At 66.3% G+C, this 16,372-nt stretch carries 18 protein-coding genes; 13 read left to right on the forward strand and 5 right to left on the reverse strand.

Going from position 1 to position 16,372, the window contains the following annotated elements; translation table 11 throughout:
* Positions 1-164: 164 nt before the first annotated feature.
* From WHH00_RS04010 to WHH00_RS04025, 4 genes are all read left to right on the forward strand, one after another.
* On the forward strand, positions 165-371 hold the full coding sequence (locus WHH00_RS04010) for a helix-turn-helix transcriptional regulator (protein WP_374200971.1): 207 nt from the start codon (positions 165-167) through the stop codon (positions 369-371).
* The gene (locus tag WHH00_RS04015) at positions 364-1,554 is read left to right on the forward strand and encodes a type II toxin-antitoxin system HipA family toxin (RefSeq protein WP_406636741.1); all 1,191 of its coding nucleotides are present in this window, start codon (positions 364-366) and stop codon (positions 1,552-1,554) included. The genes WHH00_RS04010 and WHH00_RS04015 overlap by 8 nt, the downstream gene beginning before the upstream one ends.
* A gap of 63 nt (positions 1,555-1,617) precedes the next feature.
* On the forward strand, positions 1,618-2,097 hold the full coding sequence (locus WHH00_RS04020; RefSeq protein ID WP_406636743.1) for a DUF2975 domain-containing protein: 480 nt from the start codon (positions 1,618-1,620) through the stop codon (positions 2,095-2,097).
* Positions 2,097-2,303 carry a helix-turn-helix domain-containing protein gene (locus WHH00_RS04025; protein WP_406636745.1) on the forward strand — a complete coding sequence of 69 codons (207 nt, stop codon included), beginning with the start codon at positions 2,097-2,099 and terminating at the stop codon, positions 2,301-2,303. Before WHH00_RS04020 ends, WHH00_RS04025 begins: the two co-directional genes overlap by 1 nt.
* Before the next feature lie 556 nt (positions 2,304-2,859).
* On the opposite strand, the gene WHH00_RS04030 is transcribed toward WHH00_RS04025, so the two are convergent.
* Both WHH00_RS04030 and WHH00_RS04035 read right to left on the reverse strand, forming a co-directional pair.
* Positions 2,860-3,189, reverse strand: coding sequence for a hypothetical protein (locus tag WHH00_RS04030; protein ID WP_406636747.1), 330 nt, complete (start codon positions 3,187-3,189; stop codon positions 2,860-2,862).
* Between the two features lie 286 nt (positions 3,190-3,475).
* The gene (locus WHH00_RS04035; protein ID WP_406636749.1) at positions 3,476-3,820 is read right to left on the reverse strand and encodes a hypothetical protein; all 345 of its coding nucleotides are present in this window, start codon (positions 3,818-3,820) and stop codon (positions 3,476-3,478) included.
* A 323-nt stretch (positions 3,821-4,143) separates the two neighbouring features.
* On the opposite strand from WHH00_RS04035, the gene WHH00_RS04040 reads away from it, so the two are divergent.
* The 3 genes from WHH00_RS04040 to WHH00_RS04050 all read left to right on the forward strand — a co-directional run bounded on the left by WHH00_RS04040 (position 4,144) and on the right by WHH00_RS04050 (position 6,624).
* Positions 4,144-4,578: a hypothetical protein gene (locus WHH00_RS04040; RefSeq protein WP_406636751.1), complete on the forward strand. Its 435-nt coding sequence runs from the start codon at positions 4,144-4,146 to the stop codon at positions 4,576-4,578.
* 106 nt (positions 4,579-4,684) lie between these two features.
* Positions 4,685-5,902, forward strand: a complete 1,218-nt coding sequence (locus WHH00_RS04045; RefSeq protein ID WP_406636753.1) for an MFS transporter — start codon at positions 4,685-4,687, stop codon at positions 5,900-5,902.
* Positions 5,903-5,919: 17 nt separating this feature from the next.
* Positions 5,920-6,624 (forward strand): esterase/lipase family protein, encoded by a 705-nt coding sequence (locus WHH00_RS04050; protein WP_406636755.1) that lies wholly within the window; start codon positions 5,920-5,922, stop codon positions 6,622-6,624.
* A gap of 15 nt (positions 6,625-6,639) precedes the next feature.
* On the opposite strand, the gene WHH00_RS04055 is transcribed toward WHH00_RS04050, so the two are convergent.
* Complete coding sequence (locus WHH00_RS04055; RefSeq protein WP_406636757.1) at positions 6,640-7,809, reverse strand: flavin-containing monooxygenase; 1,170 nt, start codon at positions 7,807-7,809, stop codon at positions 6,640-6,642.
* A 68-nt stretch (positions 7,810-7,877) separates the two neighbouring features.
* Here WHH00_RS04055 and WHH00_RS04060 point away from each other — a divergent pair, with 68 nt between their 5' ends.
* Positions 7,878-8,537, forward strand: coding sequence for a TetR/AcrR family transcriptional regulator (locus WHH00_RS04060; protein WP_406636759.1), 660 nt, complete (start codon positions 7,878-7,880; stop codon positions 8,535-8,537).
* Between the two features lie 99 nt (positions 8,538-8,636).
* Positions 8,637-9,539, forward strand: coding sequence for an LssY C-terminal domain-containing protein (locus WHH00_RS04065; protein WP_406636761.1), 903 nt, complete (start codon positions 8,637-8,639; stop codon positions 9,537-9,539).
* Between the two features lie 184 nt (positions 9,540-9,723).
* Here the strand turns inward: WHH00_RS04065 and WHH00_RS04070 are convergent, their stop codons facing one another.
* Positions 9,724-10,179 (reverse strand): DUF2892 domain-containing protein, encoded by a 456-nt coding sequence (locus tag WHH00_RS04070; protein WP_406636763.1) that lies wholly within the window; start codon positions 10,177-10,179, stop codon positions 9,724-9,726.
* A gap of 185 nt (positions 10,180-10,364) precedes the next feature.
* On the opposite strand from WHH00_RS04070, the gene WHH00_RS04075 reads away from it, so the two are divergent.
* Both WHH00_RS04075 and WHH00_RS04080 read left to right on the forward strand, forming a co-directional pair.
* On the forward strand, positions 10,365-10,790 hold the full coding sequence (locus tag WHH00_RS04075) for a DUF302 domain-containing protein (protein WP_406636765.1): 426 nt from the start codon (positions 10,365-10,367) through the stop codon (positions 10,788-10,790).
* 5 nt (positions 10,791-10,795) lie between these two features.
* Positions 10,796-11,488, forward strand: coding sequence for a class I SAM-dependent methyltransferase (locus tag WHH00_RS04080; RefSeq protein ID WP_406636767.1), 693 nt, complete (start codon positions 10,796-10,798; stop codon positions 11,486-11,488).
* Positions 11,489-11,887: 399 nt separating this feature from the next.
* On the opposite strand, the gene WHH00_RS04085 is transcribed toward WHH00_RS04080, so the two are convergent.
* Positions 11,888-12,793: a phosphatase PAP2 family protein gene (locus WHH00_RS04085; protein ID WP_406636769.1), complete on the reverse strand. Its 906-nt coding sequence runs from the start codon at positions 12,791-12,793 to the stop codon at positions 11,888-11,890.
* A 183-nt stretch (positions 12,794-12,976) separates the two neighbouring features.
* Here WHH00_RS04085 and WHH00_RS04090 point away from each other — a divergent pair, with 183 nt between their 5' ends.
* Together WHH00_RS04090 and WHH00_RS04095 are read left to right on the forward strand one after the other, a co-directional pair.
* Positions 12,977-13,978, forward strand: coding sequence for an o-succinylbenzoate synthase (locus tag WHH00_RS04090; RefSeq protein WP_406636771.1), 1,002 nt, complete (start codon positions 12,977-12,979; stop codon positions 13,976-13,978).
* Between the two features lie 284 nt (positions 13,979-14,262).
* Positions 14,263-16,338: a PhoX family protein gene (locus WHH00_RS04095; RefSeq protein ID WP_406636773.1), complete on the forward strand. Its 2,076-nt coding sequence runs from the start codon at positions 14,263-14,265 to the stop codon at positions 16,336-16,338.
* Positions 16,339-16,372 lie beyond the last annotated feature (34 nt).

The raw sequence follows: 16,372 nt of genomic DNA on the forward strand, positions 1-16,372 counted from the left end.
CTGGCTTGGAAACGGCGAATTCGGAAAGATACTTCCGATACTCGGCTTGCTTGGCTGGCAAACGGGATCCTGCCCGCATTTGCGCAATATATTGCGGTTTCACCGCTGGTGGAGGATCCTCATGGTTGGCGGGCTGTTAATCAGCAAGATTTTGCGGAAAGGCAATGATGGAAGACGTTCAGGCCATTGGAGCCAGCATCCGGCGTGCCCGCAGGGAAGCCGGCATAACCCAGGGAACGCTGGCCGATCTGGTAGGCACGTCCTCCCGAACCATCCACGCCATTGAAACCGGGACGGGAAATCCGTCACTGGGCACTGTGGCCGCCGCTGCCAACGCTGTGGGGCTCCACCTCCGGGCCGCTGATGACTGAAGACCTGCAGCGCCTGAAGTTCGTCCGCGGCGCCGACGTCTACAAGGCCGGGGCGCTGGCCGGGCACCTTTCCCGCACGGACCGCGGCAGTGTGGCCTTTTCCTACACTGATGAATACCTTGCTGCCGGCGCGCGCCCCGTGGCGACAACGCTGCCTCTTTCCACCGAGCTGGTGGAATCGCCCAGCGGTGCGCTCCCGGCCTTCTTCTCCGGGCTTTTGCCGGAAGGCCACCGGCTCACCGTGCTCAAGGACGCCGTTAAGACGAGCCTGGGCGACGAGCTAAGCCTCCTCCTGGCCGTGGGTGCAGACATGCCGGGCGACGTGCAGGTTGTCCCGGTCGGCGAGCCTTTGGTGGAACAGCGGCCGCTGGCGGACACATCCCGCCCGGAGGACCTGGACTTCGCATACTTGGCGGACGCAGTGGACCCACACGGGCTGCCCGGCGTGCAGCACAAGGCAAGCGCCTCCATGATGACCACTCCGCTGGCGCTCGCCAACCGCCGCTACCTGCTCAAGCTGGATCCCCCCAGCTACCCGCATCTGGTCCTGAACGAGGCAGCCCATCTCACCGGCGCCAAAGCCCTGAAGATCCCTGTGGCCAGGCACAGCGTGGTCACTGACAGGCGCGGCATGCCCGGGCTGCTGGTGGAGCGGTTCGACCGTGCCCATTCCGATGGCCTGGTGCGCCTGGCGCTGGAGGACGGGGCGCAGGTGATGAACCTGCCGCCGGCGTCCAAATACGCAGTCACCTCCGAGCATCTGGTGCTGGCGCTGGCCGGACTGTGCAAGGCCAAGGCTGTGGCGGTTCGCAACCTCTACCTGCAGTTCGTCTTCGCCTGGCTCACCGGAAACGGGGACCTGCACGCCAAGAACGCCGCCGTCCTGGCGGGCAGGAACGGCAGTTGGGCAGTGGCCCCCATGTACGACATCCCATGCACCCTGCTCTACGGTGACGACAGCATGGCGCTTCCCCTCGCCGGCAAGGTCAAAGGGCTCAAGGCCAGGCACTGGCAGGAGTTCGCGGCTGCCATCGGACTGCCCCCTCGGGCAGCGGCAGCCGCCAACGCCCTGGCCCTTAAAGCGTCAGCGGACATAGATCTGGACGCCCTGCCCTTTACCGGATCGCCCCTCAACGGTGCCCGGAGGGAGCTTCGGTTCCGCCGGGACCAGCTGGCTCCCTGACGGTTGCTCAACTATCAGCATTTATCGATTGACTTTCGATAGCTAGTAGCTGAAACTCGATATATGAAACTCACCCGCCTGGCAGTTACCGCCCTCCGGATCGTCCTTGTGGTGGCGTTCCTGCTGCTGCTCCTGTTCCAGGTCATGTCCATTCCCGGCCAGTTCGCACACATGGCGCAGGAGAACCCGGACGGAGCCCACCTTCAGTGGCCGCTCACCATCTTCTTTATCCTGGAGGTGGCCTGCGTCCAGGTGGTGATCGTGGGCACCTGGAAACTGCTGACACTGGTCAAGAACGACCGCATCTTCAGCAGAGGAGCCTTTGTGTGGGTGGATGCCATTGTCTGGGCCATCGCCGCCGGCTGGACCATGCTCGCGGCGCTCTCCGCCGTCGTCGTCCTTAATGCCGACGATCCCGGGGTGCCGCTCCTGCTGTTCCTGGTCCTCGTGGCCGGGGCCGCCCTGGGCCTGGTGGTTGTGGTGCTGCGCGCACTGCTGCGGCAGGCTGCTGATCTCCGGGCGGATATGGAAGCGGTGATCTGATGCCTATTGTGGTGCGCATCGACGTTGAGCTTGCCAGGCAAAAGATGAGTGTGGGGGAGTTCGCCGAGCGCGTTGGCCTGACGCCCGCCAACGTCGCTGTGCTGAAAAACGGCCGCGCCAAGGCCGTCCGCTTCAGCACCCTCGAAGCCATGTGCCGGGTGCTGAAGTGCCAGCCCGGCGACCTGCTGGAGTTCGTGGAGGAATAGGGGAAAGTACCTAGCCCCTGTACGTGCTGGGGAGCGAACAGGCCGCCAAGTAGGGGAGTTGGACACCTTGACATGGCGGGCGTCCCGGATCCTACGCTGGAAGTGGTCTGGCAGTGGGCCATCCGGTCCTTGTGGGAGCGACATGGCGCACAACAAGATCGAATCCGAGGAACCCCGGCAGCCCGAGCCTGGGAAGGACAAGCCTCCGCAGCGCGAGCCCGAGTCCGAAAGCGGGCAGGAGCCCGGGCCGGAAAGTGAACAGGAGCCCGGAGCTCCTTCCGGCCCATGGGAGGACCCGCCCAGGCCTCCGAGCCCCAGCGGCTTCAACCCGGACTACTGGCCAAAGTACTGACGTAGGGTTCACCGCAAGCCGCTGGAGTCAGGAAAGGCTGCACTCCCGGGCGGCGGGTCAAAGGGTTCCAGCGAACCGGGAGGGCAGCTACCCGTCTATTCGGATACAGCTGCACTCGCAGTCACTGGACATCTTGAAGAAAAAGTTTGCGGCTGGCACCCTGGCCCGACGATTGGGCTCTTCGGGTGCCGTTGCGCTGGGTGCCTATGCGGCGATCAGTGCCGGCGCGTGGGTCCTGCGGGCCGCAGTGCGCGGAGCGAGGACACTGATGGTGCACGGCGCCTGCTGCGGATCGATCCTGGCGGGCAGGTGGTGTGTTTCGGAGGACGCATGGAGCATTTCCAGCGCTTCCTGGTCCACCCGGGCATGGGAAATGTCCAGTTCCACGCCCAAGCCCTCGTGTAAGGAATTGGCACGCTTGACTACTACATACAGTGCATTGACGCTGTGGACGGTGACATGCCCCTTTGCAATCACCTGGGCCCTAGCGTGGTCGAGATCTACACGGACAACAACGTTGAGCTTAGAGTTCAAAATGTAAAGCCTTCCCCGGCATTGGCTGCGACGCTGCAGCTTCTTGCTTATGGCCGTTTGCATCAGCCTCAACCAGAGTAGGTACTGAATGTGATCCACGCAACATAAGGCCATTTATTACAGCGTTTGGGCTTTGTGATCGACGCGCACCGGAACAAGCGGGCTGCCCGCGTGGACGGCCCTGCAGGAACCGCAACCTGCGGCACCACGGTGCCTGCCGCCGTCGTACTTGTGCAACCGCGGCCGTCGAACCGCCCGCCGTCGAACAGGGGAAACGGCCGCCGTCTCACCCCATTGCTTCGGAAAGCCTTCCGGCTAACACTGTGACCGGCGCCGCGGACCATCGCTCGCGCTCGGGCTCATAGGAGATGACCACGGCGGTGTCGCTGTCCTTGGCCTCGTCCATGGCGAGCAGCAGGGCGTCCTCCACGTGCCGGGCGTATTCCAGCCGGTCGGCCAGCGAGCCCTGCAGTTCGTCGTCGTCAATGAGCACGTGGCCCTTGCCGTCCACGATGACCTTCAGCGAATAGCCCTGGTCCTCCTGGAGGGACCCCCGGGTGGATGAAATTTCGGTGACCCTGTCTGCCCGGACCAGCCCGTTGCCGAGCGTTCGGATCCACACTTCACCCATCGAATGACCTCCCCTTTGGTACGGGCGCGGATCAGCGCCCCATAAGGCGAACGCTACTCCTCCGCGGGGCGTTTGTGACCCCCGGATTTGCGTTGACCCGGCAGCGGTGGTTGTGAACCGTGCAGTGCTGCGCAGCGAGGCCCGGGATGGGTCCGCAGGAGCAGTTCCTGCGCGCTGACGCCAGGCCTCAAGCCGCTGGGGCGGCGCGCTGCCTCGGCGGCCGGGGACCTTCGGCACTTCCATGCGGCGTTGGGCCGATGGCACCCTGATGACAGGCCGCAGGATTCACTTGTGCCGGCCCATCAGTGGCTCGGGGAGATTGCATGGCTGACAAGACGGTGACCAGCCGCGGCGGCAACGTTGGCTCTGCCCTGGTCAACACCGCGATGTTATGGGGAATCAACATCTGGCCGGGCTGGCAGGTGCTGCCGTTCCTGACCTCGGACATGACCCGCGTGCTCGGCATCATCAACGCGTCACTTACCGCGGGCATCGTGGCGAACCTCATCTTTGTGGTGATCCGCAATAGGGGCATCATGGCGCTGGGCAACCTGGTGGTCCTGGGAATAGGGCTTGCCGCCGTCCTCCGCCTGTGGGAGGTCTTCCCCTTCGACTTCGGGGACAGCTGGTCGGGTTGGCCCGTGGTGGCGCGAGTGATGCTGGGGCTGGGAATCGCGGGTTCGATCATTGGTGTGCTCGTGGAAATCGTGGCCCTGTTCAGGTCCCCGGGAGGCTCCCGAGAGCGGGCCCGACGGTAGCTCCCTGCTGATCCCAGACGGGGCGCATCTGGCTGCTGCGCAGGGCGGAAGCTAGTCCCAGGGACCGGACATCGATGGCGTTCCGACTGGCCATAAAATAAATCTGATGACTTCCCCCGATGATCCCGAGCCCTTCAGCCTGCGCGGCATAGCTGTGGCCGCGTTCGGGCCGACGCTGCTGTACGGGATAGGAACGGGCGCCATCCTGCCGGTGGTGGCCCTGACTGCCCGCGATCTGGGTGCGTCGGTGGCCGTGGCTGCCCTGATTGTCACCCTGATCGGGCTGGGATCGTGGTTCTTCAACCTGCCGGCCTCCCTGGTGACCCTCAAATTCGGTGAGCGCTGGTCAATCGTGGGCGCCGCCGTCGCAGCCGGCCTGGCGCTCGCGGCCGCGGGGCTGACGTCGCTGGTTCCGGACGGGCTGTGGCTGCTCGCTGCGGCGATGGCCGTCGTCGGAATGTCCGGTGCCGTGTTTGGCCTGGCCCGGCAGAAGTACCTTACCGAGGCCGTGCCCGTGGAATTCCGGGCACGTGCGCTGTCCACACTGGGCGGGGTGAACCGGATCGGTGTGTTCATCGGTCCGTTCCTGGGCGCGGCGGTGATGCAGTTCGCCGGCATCAGCGGCGCCTACTGGGTGGGCGTGGTGGCCATGGCAGCCGCCGCGCTGCTGTCGCTCACCATTCCGGACCTTGCCGTTGCTCCAGCGCCCGACGGCGGCCACAAGGGTCCGGAGCCCACGCTGCGGAGCGTTGCGGTGTCCCACGCGGGCGTGTTCCTTTCGCTGGGCGTGGGGATCCTCCTGCTCAGCGCGCTGCGCTCGTCCCGGCAGGTTGTCATCCCGCTGTGGGCGGACCACCTGGGCATGGACGCCACCTCGGCTTCCCTGATCTACGGGCTGTCCGGAGCCATCGACATGCTGGTGTTCTATCCCGCGGGCAAACTCATGGACCGGAAAGGCCGTCAGTTTGTGGCCGTCCCTTCCACACTGATTATGGGGACCGCTTTGCTGCTGATTCCGCTGACCGGCTCCTTTATGGGGCTGCTGCTGGCGGCATTGCTGATCGGGTTCGGCAACGGGATCAGCTCCGGGCTGGTGATGACGCTTGGGGCGGACTTCTCGCCGGACCGTGGCCGCGGGCAGTTCCTGGGGCTGTGGCGGTTCATGGCCGACGCCGGGTCCACCGGCGGTCCCGTCCTCCTCTCCGGGGTGACGGCCCTTGCCACCCTGGGCGCGGGGGTCTCAGCCACGGGCATCCTGGGCTTCGCGGCGGCAGCCGTGTTCGCCGTCGTTATTCCCCGGCTGAAGCACCGCCGCAACTACTGACGCGCTATCCTCGACAGATGGGTGAACGGGACGTGAGCACTCGCATCAGTCCGCTGCAGAAAGCCGTGTGGTGGGCGCAGGACTATGCCTACGCCGCGCTCTGCCAAATCCAGGGCCTGGTGTCGCGGGTACAGCCGGGGTCCTTCCACCAGGGCCACCGCACCCCGGTGCTCATCATTCCCGGAGTGTACGAAAACTGGCAGTTCATGATGCCGCTCATCAGGGCCATCCACGACGAAGGCCATCCCGTCCATGTGGTCACCGTGCTGCAGCGGAACAAACTGGACGTTCCCGTGGCGGCGCGGATGGTGGCGCAGCACCTGGAAGAGGCGGGGCTGCGGGACGCGGCGATCGTGGCGCACAGCAAGGGCGGGCTGATCGGGAAATACACCATGCTCAACCTGGACCCCGAGCACCGCATTTCCCGGATGGTCACGGTATGCACGCCGTTCTCCGGCTCGCGCTACGCCAGGTACATGCTGCTGCCCACCCTGCGGATTTTTTCGCCGCGCAACGCCCTGACGCTCGAGCTGGCCCGCGAGGAGACCATCAACAGCCGCATCACCTCCATCTATGGGCCGTTTGATCCGCACATTCCGGAGGGCAGCGTCCTCCCCGGCGCCACCAACATCGAGCTGCCCACCGCTGGCCACTTCAGGATTTTGGGTGATTCTGAGACGGCGCGGATCATTGTTGAGCAGCTGAACCTTGACGAGCCGTGACCGGTTGAACGCAGTTCAGCTGGGTGCGGATTCGCGTGGCGCCGCACTGCCGGGGGATGTTTCCGCTGAGGTTTCCGGAGCAGCCGGTCTGTGGGCGGCAATATACCGGGCAAGATAGGCGGCGTCCCTGCCCACGCCGTGGATCATCGAGGATGCCAGCGAGTGCTGGAAGAGTGAGCCCAGGAAGAACAACCCCGGCTGGTTGCGGGCTACGCCGCGGTCCTGCAGCGGTTCGCCGCCTGCCTCAAAGACCGGAAGGTGGATCCAGGCGGTCTCCGGGCGGAAGCTGGTGCACCACACCACATTGGATACTGCGAGGGTCTGTCCGTCGGCCAGTTGCGGCTGGCCGTTCCGCGTCCCCTCCGTCCTGGGGACCCGCCGGACGCCGGCCGCCGCGAGGTCGCGGTCCTTCACGCGGATCAGTGGGCCGCTGTGGGCCAGCACCTGCGGCCGCGCTTTGCGCCCCAAAGGAGTGCGCCGCGTCAGGAGATGGCGGAAAGCGAAGAAGACGGCGAGGGTCAGCGGCCTGGAAGCCGGAGCGTCGATCCGCCAGGGAAGCTCGCCGGGGTGCCTGCCGGAGAGGTACGTCTGGTGTGTCCGGGACACCTCAAGCGCGATGTCCGCGCCGGAATTGCCGGCTCCCACCACCAGGACGGCGCCGGGGGAGAGCTGCGCAGGGTTTTTGTATTGGCCTGCATGCACCTGCCGGATGTCCGGGCTGAGCCCGGCGGCGAAGGAAGGAATTTTTGGCTGCAGGTCCCAGCCGGTGGCCACCACCACGTTGGCGGCCTCGAAGCGCTGCCCATCTGCCTCGATCACGAAGCGCTGGCCGTTGCGGCGCAGCCCGGTGACGCGCATGGCATTGCGCACGGGCAGGGAGAATTCAGTGGCATAGCCGCTGAGGTACTGGGAGAAGTCCTCCCTGCTTGGGAAGGACCAGGGCGCGGCAGGGTAGCGGCTGCCGGGCAAGGCGTCGTACCGGGCTGGCGTGAACAGCCGGAGCGAGTCCCACCTGTTGCGCCAGCTATCGCCCGTGCGCGGGTTTGCGTCCAGGATGACGAAAGAGCGCTTGAGCCTGGCCAGGTGGTAGCCCATAGCCAGGCCGGCCTGGCCGCCGCCGATCACCACGGTGTCGAAGCTTTCGGCCAGCATGATGCCCTGCCTTCCCGCCTTGAGCTGCCGCACCGCCGCTCCTGGCGCCCTGCTACAATTCATCCGAAACTGCTTCGGATGAATAAAGGGTAGGACCGGCCATGAGTGAAGTCAATCCCTCTGCCCGCCGCTACAACTCCCTTCGCAGGAAAGAGCAGGCGTCCGCCACCCGGGACGCGGTACTTGCCGCAGCCCGGGAACTGTTTGTGCGGGACGGGTACCGTTCCACCACCGTGAATGCCATCGCCCGGCGTGCGGGAGTCGCCGTCGATACCGTCTATGCCGCCATTGGCCGGAAGCCGGACCTGCTGCGTGAGGTGGTTGAAAGTGCCATCTCAGGGACCGGCCAGGCGGTTCCCGCTGAGCAGCGCGATTACGTTCTCCGGTTGCGTGAGGCAAAGACGGCCAGGGAGAAAATCACCATCTATGCCCATGCCCTGGCCGTGATCCAGCCGCGGCTGGCGCCGGTTTATGTTGCGTTAAGGGATGCCGCCGGCACAGACCATGGCTGCGCCGAGCTGTGGGAACAAATCTCCGACAGGCGGGCCGCGAACATGCGGAAATTCATTGCGGACCTTTCTTTGACCGGCGAGCTGCGCACGGACCGGCCCTCGGCAGAACTGGCGGACGCGGTATGGAGCATGAACGGCCCTGAGTACTGGGTGCTGCTGGTGGACCAGCGCGGCTGGACGCCGGAGCAGTTCGCCGGCTGGCTTACCGATGCGTGGTGCAGGCTCCTGCTTGCCGACGGCGGCGGGTGAATACCGCCGGCGCTGCCAGGATTCACCGCGCGCCGGGACGTAATATGGGCCGGTACTGATGTGCGGCAATAAAAATGCCGGGGCCGGGAGGACGTGGGCATGACATCTGGTGTGAACGGGAGCCAGGCCGTGCCGCAGGAACCCGACCACTCGCGCTCCAGCAACGCGGTGGAACGGCGGCAAAGCAGGTGGGCCACGGTCCTGGCGGTGCTGCAGCGGGTGCTGTACCTGGTGGTGACTGTCGCCGTCGGCTGGGCTGTGTGGTTTTTCCTGCTGTCGCGGCTTTCGCGCGGTCCCGAGCAGGCGTGGGTGTTCCTGCCCGTCTGGCTGGTCCTGGCGTATGCGCTGCTGCCGCGCGTCCACAAGATCCTGAGCAGCCTCTACATCCCTGACTACTTCATTGGCAGGGCCAGGACGGGCGACGGCGTCCTCGGCGATCCGGTGAACCTCGCCGTGGTGGGGACGGAGGAGGAGCTGCGCCGGGCCATGCGCACCGCCGGCTGGGTGGAGGCCGACCCCATCACCCCGGCCACTGCCTGGCACACCCTCACCTCCACTGTCCTGGGCCGCAGCTATCCGGCAGCGCCCGTCAGCTCGCTGTATGTGTTCGGCAACCGGCAGGACCTGGCGTTCCAGCGCGAGATCGACGGGAACCCGCGCAAGCGGCACCATGTCCGCTTCTGGAAGTGTCCGCCCGGATGGATGCTGCCCGGCGGCCTGTCCGTGGACTGGGTGGGCGCGGGCACGTACGACCGCAGCGTGGGGCTGTCCCTGTTCACCTTCCAGATCACGCACAAGATCGCCGACCGCACCGATGAGGAGCGGGACTTCATCATCGCCACGCTGGAGGCTGCCGACGCGGTGGAATCGGTCCACGTCATCCTCAACTACTCCAGCGGCTACCACCACCGCAACGGCGGCGGCGACGCGATCCGTACTGACGGGCACCTGCCCATCATTGATCTGTACGAGCCGGGGCGGCCGGGCGTGGTGGGGTCCTAATGTGCGCTAAAGGCGTTGCTGGTTGCTGGAACAAGTGTTCCGATCGCGGCGGTCAGTGTGCAGCCGGTGGCTTTTCCTGCAACTCCAAGGTCTGGAAACGATACAGCACCCCGGGATGCCAACAAGAGTGTGCCCTTGATACAACGTTCCGTGGGTTGCGGCCATATGGCGCCGAGGTGGCCTGCTATCTTCCGGCGCTGTCCAGGGCGTCATCGGCGTCGGACCTGGCGTTGCCGAAGTCGCCCCTGAGGACTTTGAGGGCGTACTTTTCCAGATCGATTTCCTTGCGGGTGCGAACCCCCAGGCGCCGGAAAAGGGGGATGGGCGGGCACCAGCCCTGAATGGCGTGCTGGACAAGGAAGGTGAGGACAACTGCCGGCAGCGCCAGCCATTTCTTGTTGACGGCCGCACCCAGCACGCTGCCGGTGAGGGCAAGGGAAGAGGCATTGAGCTCCAGCAGGCGCTCGATGTCCCACTCGCGGTCAAGCTCCCGGATGCGCGCCGAAATCTCTGATTTTGACCGCGCTTCGTAGGACTTAACGTGCTGTTCGATTTCGTGGTCAAGATGCGCCTGCACCGCATCAGGAGTGGCCGCCCGCACCGGTTCTGGAATGTTGAACTGGGGTTCCTGCTCTACCACGACATCTCCTTTGATCCGATGCCCTCATGCTACCGTCCATGTCCGTATGGGTGGTTAGCGGCTCCGCGGCTGACGGCCGATGCGACGAGTGCCGGCGGGCCGTGGACCCCCGTAGCCATAAACACCCCCGGGGGTATACGATGGCGGCGTACCCATCAGTAGCAGCAACCGCCTGAGGAGGCCTCATGAGCTACACGCACACCATTACCGTTCCGCTTGCCTGGGACGAGGCGCTGCAGCAGGCGAAGGACGCCCTGGCAGAGCAGGGTTTCGGCATCCTTTCGGAGATCAACGTCCGCGCCACCTTCGAGGCCAAATTGGGCGCCGAAGCCGCCGCATCCCTTGGGGACTACGTCATCCTCGGCGCCTGCAACCCGAATCTTGCCAGCCGTGCCCTCGCCGCCGATCCGGACATGGGTGCCCTGTTGCCCTGCAACGTGGTGGTCCGCCGCAGCACCGACGCCGGCGAAACTACCATCCAGGCAATCGACCCGCAGACCATGGTGCAGCTCAGCGACAACCCTGCGGTCAAGGAAGTAGCGGACGACGCCGACACGCGCCTCCGCGCGGCCCTCGCCAGCCTTGGTGGCAGCGCCGGCCCGGCGAACTGAGCAGCGTGACCGGCGGCAGCCAGGAAACGGACCCCGCAGGGGAGCGCGGGCCGGCGGAACTGCAGCATCCCCGCTTCGCCAGGGCCTACGCCCGGGTGGTCGGGGAGATGAACCGCCGTGGCGCTACCGAACACCGGCGTGAGCTGATGGGCGGGCTGCGCGGTTTCGTCGTCGAAATCGGCGCGGGCGACGGGTCCAGTTTCGCGCTGTACCCGCCGGCCGTAACCCACGTGCTGGCCATCGAACCGGACGACTACCTCAGGGGCATCGCCGCCGCCAGGGCAGCCTCCGCCCCGGTGCCCGTGACGGTCCGCGCCGGAGCCGCCGAGCACATTCCTGCAGCGGATGCCAGCGTGGACGCCGTGGTGTCCAGCCTGGTCCTGTGCAGCGTCAGCGAACAGGCCCCGGTGCTGGCCGAGATCCGGCGCGTCCTTCGTCCCGGTGGAACCCTTGCCTTCTACGAACACGTCCGCTCGGAAAACCGGCTGATCGCTGCGGTGGAGGACGTGCTGGCCCCTGCCTGGCAGCGGTTCGCCGGCGGATGCCATCCCAACCGGGACACCGTGGCGGCCATTGGGGAGGCTGGCTTTGCGCCGGTAGGCAGCCGGCGCTTCAATTTTGCCGTAGGCCCCTTGTCGCCCGCCTGGGCCCACGTGCTGGGCACCGCCATCAGTCCCGGGCAACCCGCCGAAGACTGACCCGGCACAAGCGTGGAAATCCCGGCGCCGCCATTGGGGGGAAGGGCGGCGCCGGGACGTTTGAGGAGCGCGCGGTCCGGTTGCAGGGGGACCAACGCGCTCGCCGTCTCACGGCTGCCAGGAGCCGGGCGGAAGGCTGCTGATACCTGGCGGGGCCCACTTCAAAACTCCGCCAGGAGAGTGATGGGCTGCGGAACCTTCCAGCTGGTTGGCCTGCCGCCTGGCCGCTGCCGCCCGTCTCCTGATAGCCACTACTATCTACCGGGCCCATCAAAATACTCACCAGTAATACGTCAAGGTTCGGTCAAGGTTTCGTGGGGTTCTGAACGCTGTTTCGGCCCCGCCCGTGCCCGTGCGGCGCAGGGGAAAACTCCGCGGTCTTCCCCGGGACTGGTGGCCTCAGCGCCTTGCCGGGACCCGTCGTCGTGCGGCGTATGCGAACAGGGATGTCGTGGCCACAGTGGCCAGGTACCCGGCGATCACAATCAGTGAGATGCCGGCCCAAAAATAGTGGGTGGTGCTGGTCTCCTGCCAGGGGCTCGGGGCAATGCGCGCCAGCGAGTACAGCGCCACCGCAGCAGACGTCAGCCCAATGAAAACCGGCAGGGTCAGCCAGATCCGGGCCGAACCGATGTGCCCGCCAAAGCCGTCCCACGCATTCCACGTCCCGCGCCGGACGATGAGCCAGCCTGCAGGAATCATGAACGCGCCCACCAGCAGGAACGCCGCCACCACGTCCGCAGGGCGGTGCCACTGGTTGATCAGCGTGGACACCCCTGATGCGATGGCGAACGTGCCGCCGACGAATCCGGCCATCGGACGCCAGCGCGGCGAGGCCATCAGGAACACCGCAGCCGCCGCCGACGCCGCCAGCGTGGTGTGGCCGGAGGGCAGTGAGTTCAGCTCCAGGGTCACCACGCCCTTGTCCGGGCGGGCCGGCAGGAGATCCTTAAGCACCTGCGTGGCTATGTTCGCACCGATGCAGGCGGCTACGGCTATCCCGGCCTCCGCCCAGTGCTTCCGGATCACGGTCACAAACAGGACCACGACGGCGGCCATCACCAGGGAGACCGTGGGCAGCAGGTCCAGGAACTTGGTGGTCGCCTTGCCCGCCGGTCCGTGCAGCTCCACGGCTTCCACCAGCGCGGACTCATCAATGAACTGGCCAGTGGTGGTCTGGACAAAGTAGTAGTAGGTGGCCACCAGCCCGGCCACGCACGCCAGCGTGGCTAGCACGAACAGGAAACCCGACCCCGTTGCGGGTTCGGCTGCGGTCCTGCTCGTTGCCTGGCGTTGAAAAGTCATCGGGTTAAGCGTGTCACACAAAGCTGGGATCCAGCCGCACGTTGGGACCTGCCCACCCCGCCCCGTGACCGGAATGCGTGACGTTTGCGATGGTGCCGAAACTGAACCCGCGTGATGGCCACGAGCCCGGGATGGGAACGCGCCAAAAGTCGCGCATTTCCGGACGCTTGTACAGTTGGATCCATGCCTGCCTCCCCGCCGCACCTGCCCGCGCTCGAGGAACTCCTGGCCGGCGCCCACGTTGTCAGCCTGCCCATGCGGGTCAAGTTCCGCGGCATCATGGAGCGCGAATCGCTGCTGCTGCGTGGCCCGGCAGGCTGGGGCGAGTTCTGCCCGTTCCCGGAATACGGCGATGCCGAGGCGTCCCGCTGGCTGGCTGCCGCCATCGAGGCTGCCTGGGAGGGGTTCCCCGCGCCGCTGCGTTCCGTTATCCCGGTCAACGCGACCGTCCCCGCCGTGCCCGCGGACCGCGTGCCCGACGTACTGGCGCGCTTCGGGCGCGTGGACGCCGTGAAGATCAAGGTCGCCGAGCGCGGCCAGACCCTCGACGATGACGTAGCCAGGGTTGCTGCCGTGCGCGCGGCGCTGCCGGACGCCGCCATCCGCGTGGATGCCAACGGCGGCTGGGACGTGCCCGGGGCGGTCGAGGCGCTCACCCGGCTTGCCGGCGTCGGGCTTGAATACGCTGAGCAGCCGGTCCCCACGATCGACGGACTGGCTGAGGTGCGCCGCCGGCAGCGGACCGCGGGCACCCCGGTGCTGATCGCTGCGGACGAAAGTGTACGCAAGGAAACTGACCCCCTGCGCGTGGCGCGGGCCGGCGCGGCCGACCTCCTGGTGGTCAAGGTGGCGCCGCTCGGGGGAGTGCGGCGCGCGCTGGACATCGTGGCACAGGCCGGGCTGCCCGCCGTCGTCAGCTCCGCGCTGGACACCTCGGTGGGCATCCGCGCCGGCCTTGCCCTGGCCGCCGCCCTGCCCGAGTTGCCGTATGCGTGCGGGCTGGGGACGGTGTCCCTGTTTGAATCGGACATCACCACGGATCCCCTGGTGGCCGACGACGGCGCCATCCGCCTCCGCGACGTTTCCGCCGACGCCGGGCTGCTTGAGCGGTATGCGGCATCCGGGGAACGCCGGGACTGGTGGCTGGCACGCCTGCGCCGCGTCCACGCACTCCTGGCCCCCTGACACCCTCTCTCAGTTGATGCGGGTTTTCCTGGCACCCTCTCTCTGTTGATGCGGGTTTTCCTGGCACGCTCTCTCTGTTGATGCGGGTTTTCCTGGCACCCTCTCTCTGTTGATGCGGGTTTTCCTGGCACCCTCTCTCTGTTGATGCGGGTTTTCCTGGCACCCTCTCTCACGTTTCTGCAGGTCACACGCGGTTAACCGGAACTTCACCCGGCATACTCCTGCGCGTAGAAACCGGCTGACAGGGTGGGCGGGACCTCATAGAAATTCCTTGGAAGGCCCCCATGTCTGAAACGACTGCCCGCAAGTTCACCCTGCTGCCGATGCTCGGCCACACCAAGGGCAAGCGCAGCGCCGTCACCTGCGCGCTGAAGTGCGACAACGCCTGCGCCGGCGACGTCTGCAACACCAGCTCCAACAGCTACTTCCGTGACATCGCCTCCGCCACCATGTCCCGCCGCGCCGCCCTGGGCTTCGGCGCCGCCGGTGCGCTCGCCGTCGTCCTCGGTTCCGCCGCAACCTCACCAGAATCCGCAAGCGCCGCCGGCCTGTCCAGGGCCGCGAAGGAAGGCTTCGGTAAGTCCAAGCTGCAGTTCACGGCCATCCCGTCGATCGATGCCGCTGTGGACGCCGTGACCGTCCCGGAGGGCTTCACCTGGCAGCCCGTTATCCGCTGGGGTGACCCCATCTTCAACGGCGCGCCGGAGTTCGACCTGCTCAACCAGACGGCCGCCGCGCAGGAGAAGCAGTTCGGCTACAACAATGACTACACGGACATCCTCGAGATCCCGGGCAGCAAGGGCCGCCGCGCGGTGCTCTTCTCCAACCACGAGTACACCAACGAGAACATCATGTTCCCGGCAACCATGCCCGCGGACCAGATGCGCGCTGTGGGGGCAGCCGCACACGGGCTCTCCGTGGTGGAGCTGGAGCGCAAAAACAAGAACAAGCCGTGGACGTACGTCAAGGGCGCACCGCTCAACCGCCGCTACCTCAACAACACCGTGTACGAACTGACCGGTCCCGCCGCCGGCTCATCGCTGGTCAAAACCGTGGAAGACCCTACCGGCCGCCTTATCAAGGGCACGCTGGGCAACTGCGCCGGCGGCACCACCCCCTGGGGCACCATCCTGTCCGGTGAGGAAAACTTCCAAGGCTATTTCGTCGGCAACGGCACCTCTGCCGGGGACAAGCGTTACGGCATTACCAGCAAGCCCACCGCCCGCCAGTGGGAACTGGACGAGGACCGCTGGGACACCCGCAAGACCGGGTACGAGAACGAGGCGAACCGCTTCGGCTGGATCGTGGAAGTTGACCCGTTCGACCCCACCTCCAAGCCCAAGAAGCACTCCTCGCTGGGCCGCTTTAAGCACGAGGGCGCCAACGTGATCATCGCCGAGTCCGGGCACGTTGTGGCCTACTCCGGCGACGACGAGCGCTTCGACTACCTGTACAAGTTCGTCTCGAAGGACAAGTACCGCGAGGGCGACCGCAAGCACAACATGACCCTCCTGTCCGAGGGCAACCTCTACGTCGCCAGGTTCACGGGCAACTCGCCGGCCGCCGAAATCACCGGAACCGGGGCTGTCCCCGCCGACGGCGCCTTCGACGGCATCGGCGAGTGGCTGCCGCTGGTGGTGGACGGTGCGTCTGCTGTTCCGGGCATGACCGTCGAGGAGGTCCTGGTGTACACCCGCCTGGCCGCCGACAAGGTTGGACCCACCAAGATGGACCGCTGTGAGGACGTAGAGCCCAGCCTGCACACCGGCAAGGTCTACGTGGCCTGCACCAACAACTCCAACCGCGGCGTTGGGGCCAACGAGGGCGCCACCGAAGTCAACCCGCGCAACCAGAACCGCGACGGCCACATCGTGGAGATCACCGAAACGGGCGGGCAGACCTCCACCACCTTCGCCTGGAACCTGCTTATGGTCTGCGGCGATCCGGCCCAAGGCGACGTCACCTACTTCTCCGGCTTCCCGGTGGACAAGGTCTCGCCCATCTCCTGCCCGGACAACCTGGCGTTCGACTCCGTGGGCAACCTCTGGATCTCCACGGACGGCGCTCCCTCCGGCATCGGCCGCGCGGACGGCCTGTTCAAGGTCACCCTGGACGGCGCCGAACGCGGCAAGGTGGAGCAGTTCCTTGCCGTTCCGCGCGACGCCGAGACCTGCGGCCCGATCATCCACGACGAGGAGCGCACCGTGTTCGTTGCGGTGCAGCACCCGGGCGAGGACGGCACCTTTGACGCGCAGGTTTCCTTCTTCCCGGACTACGTCGCGCAGGGCACGACGCCGGCACCCGGCCAGGCGCGCGCGCCCCGCCCGTCCGTGATCCAGGTGTTCCGCACGGACGCCTAAGCCCCACGGCAACGCTCTATCACTTAACGCCGGT

The sequence above is a fragment of the Pseudarthrobacter quantipunctorum genome (assembly GCF_045291495.1).
In the GTDB taxonomy this organism is placed as follows: domain Bacteria; phylum Actinomycetota; class Actinomycetes; order Actinomycetales; family Micrococcaceae; genus Arthrobacter; species Arthrobacter quantipunctorum.

Excerpts from the sequence above, each read along its gene's own strand:
- WHH00_RS04020 (WP_406636743.1), top strand. The coding sequence starts at position 1,618 with ATGAAACTCACCCGCCTGGCAGTTACCGCCCTCCGGATCGTCCTTGTG.
- WHH00_RS04095 (WP_406636773.1), top strand. The coding sequence starts at position 14,263 with ATGTCTGAAACGACTGCCCGCAAGTTCACCCTGCTGCCGATGCTCGGC.
- WHH00_RS04060 (WP_406636759.1), top strand. The coding sequence starts at position 7,878 with ATGAGTGAAGTCAATCCCTCTGCCCGCCGCTACAACTCCCTTCGCAGG.
- WHH00_RS04090 (WP_406636771.1), top strand. The coding sequence starts at position 12,977 with ATGCCTGCCTCCCCGCCGCACCTGCCCGCGCTCGAGGAACTCCTGGCC.
- WHH00_RS04050 (WP_406636755.1), top strand. The coding sequence starts at position 5,920 with ATGGGTGAACGGGACGTGAGCACTCGCATCAGTCCGCTGCAGAAAGCC.
- WHH00_RS04040 (WP_406636751.1), top strand. The coding sequence starts at position 4,144 with ATGGCTGACAAGACGGTGACCAGCCGCGGCGGCAACGTTGGCTCTGCC.
- WHH00_RS04085 (WP_406636769.1), bottom strand. The coding sequence starts at position 12,793 with ATGACTTTTCAACGCCAGGCAACGAGCAGGACCGCAGCCGAACCCGCA.
- WHH00_RS04015 (WP_406636741.1), top strand. The coding sequence starts at position 364 with ATGACTGAAGACCTGCAGCGCCTGAAGTTCGTCCGCGGCGCCGACGTC.
- WHH00_RS04065 (WP_406636761.1), top strand. The coding sequence starts at position 8,637 with ATGACATCTGGTGTGAACGGGAGCCAGGCCGTGCCGCAGGAACCCGAC.
- WHH00_RS04045 (WP_406636753.1), top strand. The coding sequence starts at position 4,685 with ATGACTTCCCCCGATGATCCCGAGCCCTTCAGCCTGCGCGGCATAGCT.
- WHH00_RS04035 (WP_406636749.1), bottom strand. The coding sequence starts at position 3,820 with ATGGGTGAAGTGTGGATCCGAACGCTCGGCAACGGGCTGGTCCGGGCA.
- WHH00_RS04025 (WP_406636745.1), top strand. The coding sequence starts at position 2,097 with ATGCCTATTGTGGTGCGCATCGACGTTGAGCTTGCCAGGCAAAAGATG.
- WHH00_RS04010 (WP_374200971.1), top strand. The coding sequence starts at position 165 with ATGATGGAAGACGTTCAGGCCATTGGAGCCAGCATCCGGCGTGCCCGC.
- WHH00_RS04075 (WP_406636765.1), top strand. The coding sequence starts at position 10,365 with ATGAGCTACACGCACACCATTACCGTTCCGCTTGCCTGGGACGAGGCG.